This window comes from Pseudomonas graminis (assembly GCF_900111735.1).
GTDB classification, from domain to species: Bacteria; Pseudomonadota; Gammaproteobacteria; order Pseudomonadales; family Pseudomonadaceae; genus Aquipseudomonas; species Aquipseudomonas graminis.
This window is the reverse complement of sequence record NZ_FOHW01000087.1, coordinates 1-2,191: the sequence shown is the minus strand read 5'-3', so window position 1 is coordinate 2,191 and position 2,191 is coordinate 1. Positions and strand designations below refer to the sequence as shown.

Sequence of the window (2,191 nt, the reverse complement as noted above, 5' to 3'; positions counted from 1 at the left end):
GTGGATGACGCTGTTTCAAAAGGCGCCGAAATCGCCATCGGCGGTCGACGTATCCGCGACGCTGTCGCAGACGGTCCGAACTACTACGCGCCGACCGTGTTGATCAATGCGACCTCGCACATGGAGCTCTGCAACGAAGAGACATTTGGCCCCGTAGCTCCTATTTTCCGCTTCACAACTGAAGCTCAAGTGATCGAGATGGCCAACGACACTCCGTTCGGGTTGGCGGCCTACTTTTACACCCAGGACGTCAAACGCGTCTGGCGCGTAGCTGAGGCACTCGAGTCGGGGATCGTGGGCATCAACGAAGGGGTTCTTGCTGCAGAGGCCGCCCCGTTTGGGGGTGTCAAAGAATCGGGGTATGGCCGCGAGGGTTCACGCTACGGCCTTGAGGACTACATGCACATCAAATACCTGTGTCAGGGCGGCCTGAACTAGTTCCGACAACTACAACAGAGGGGTACAAGCAATGATGGGAAATTTGCGATAGGTGGCTGTGGGCACCAAGGCATCTATCACACTGCACATTACCAATGATGGTCTTATCAGTCTGAGATTCAATGTGGACTACTCGCGGCACTCGATCGAGTTTCCGTCTCCTAACCAATGACCACACCGCGTTAGTAATACCGAGCGTGCGAAAACAGTTTTCCATTAATGTTATTTTTCGTGGTGTCAGCTTATAGAATTAAAGTAAGCATATGATATTTAAGTGGTTTTAACTATTGTTGATGTTCGAATGGGAGTAGGTCTTATTTTTAACTGTTTGATTTGTATATCAATTTTCTCAAAGTTACGAGGGTTCTACGTCATTAATGGCGTCGGCCGTGTTGTGCAGCACAGGCTCGAAGCTCATAAAAAAGCATTCAAAGCGTAAGCAATCTGCTGCTCAACTTGATACATAACGGCTCAAGCCTCTGAAGGGCTTGAGTTTTTTTAATTCCTGCCATGGCTGACTATGATGTCAAACGCAGCTGCATCGACCTTCCGTATACCGACTAATATGCTTTGTGCGATTGGAGCGGTGATCATCTGGAGCACGCTGGCCGTTAGCGTCACCTTCTGCGCCAACGTATCCCCCATGTTCATCACAGGTGCAGCATTGCTGATCGGTGGCATTATCGGTCTGCCTTGGATCAGATCATGGGCGATGCCCAAAACACTTTTCGTGGTAGGTACGTTCTGCATGCTTACGTATCACGTGATTTATTTCTACGCTCTGCAGTTAGCAGAGCCTATCGGCGTGAGCCTCATTCACTATCTTTGGCCGGTTCTGATCGTCATCATGGCCCCGCTCGTAGTACGGGGCCGCAAGCTGTCGAAGCGTACATTGATCGCTGCTGCAATCGGTTTCATTGGAGCCATTATCAGCTGCAATCCGCATCAGGTACCCAGCAGCAGCGACCTTTGGGGATACGGGCTGGCACTACTGTCGGCTTTTCTGTGGGCTTGTTACTCACTACTTGCCAAACGCTATCCAGACGTTCGCAGCGCTTCCGTTGGCCTATTTTGCATCGTATCCGGGGTTGCGTGCCTCGTTCTCTTCAGGGCATCGAATCCTTGGCCCAGCCTGACCGCCGGGGAGGCCGGTGCGATTCTGTACATGGGCCTGGGTCCCATGGGAGGTGCTTTCTACCTCTGGGACTACGCCATGAAAAAAGCAAATCACGAGCATGTAGCGATCCTGAGTTATTCGATCCCCGTGCTATCAACTGCTTTTCTAGCCCTATACCTCAGCTTTGGCATGCAGTGGTACATATGGGTAGGAGCGGGACTGGTAGCTGCCTCTATGGCGTTATCTCGGCAGACCGAATGACCCATTGTAGGCAGCAAGCAAGCGGCCATGGACTCGAGCCGGCCTGTACGGCCCAATGCTTGATGCTTCTATATTTGAGACATGCCGAATCGTTTGCCGATGAAGCGGGCCAATAGAGCTACGGAGTGGTTGCCGCATAGCGGGGTCAGGGCAATCAAAATATTCTGGCTCTTTCTGATCCGCTACGTTGTTGTTGCTCGGACAGCACCTGGGGACAAGCCCGGAGAACGTTTAAAGGCTCAGCTAAAGGCGGCTAATGAGCCGTACCCCAGTTGGCTGGCGACGCTGCAGTGGACGGCCTCATGGTCTCCAAATTTCGTAACGGCGGTCAGACCTGCGTGTGCCCCAATCGGATCTATGTGCAGAGCGCTGTTC

Annotated in this window: 2 protein-coding genes and 1 pseudogene; all 3 read left to right on the top strand. The window is 52.4% G+C overall.

From position 1 onward, the window contains the following. Positions 1 to 438, top strand: a 438-nt coding sequence (locus BMY98_RS26515; RefSeq protein ID WP_139214600.1) for an aldehyde dehydrogenase family protein, incomplete at its 5' end; no start/stop codon positions are given. Positions 439 to 958: 520 nt separating this feature from the next. Further along, positions 959 to 1,816 (top strand): DMT family transporter, encoded by an 858-nt coding sequence (locus BMY98_RS26510; RefSeq protein ID WP_342742146.1) that lies wholly within the window; start codon positions 959 to 961, stop codon positions 1,814 to 1,816. 281 nt (positions 1,817 to 2,097) lie between these two features. After that, positions 2,098 to 2,191: pseudogene (locus BMY98_RS27180) on the top strand (aldehyde dehydrogenase family protein); the annotation flags it as partial.

Bases quoted from the DNA above. Each gene is read 5' to 3' on its own strand.
- BMY98_RS26510 (WP_342742146.1), top strand. From the start codon at position 959: ATGATGTCAAACGCAGCTGCATCGACCTTCCGTATACCGACTAATATG.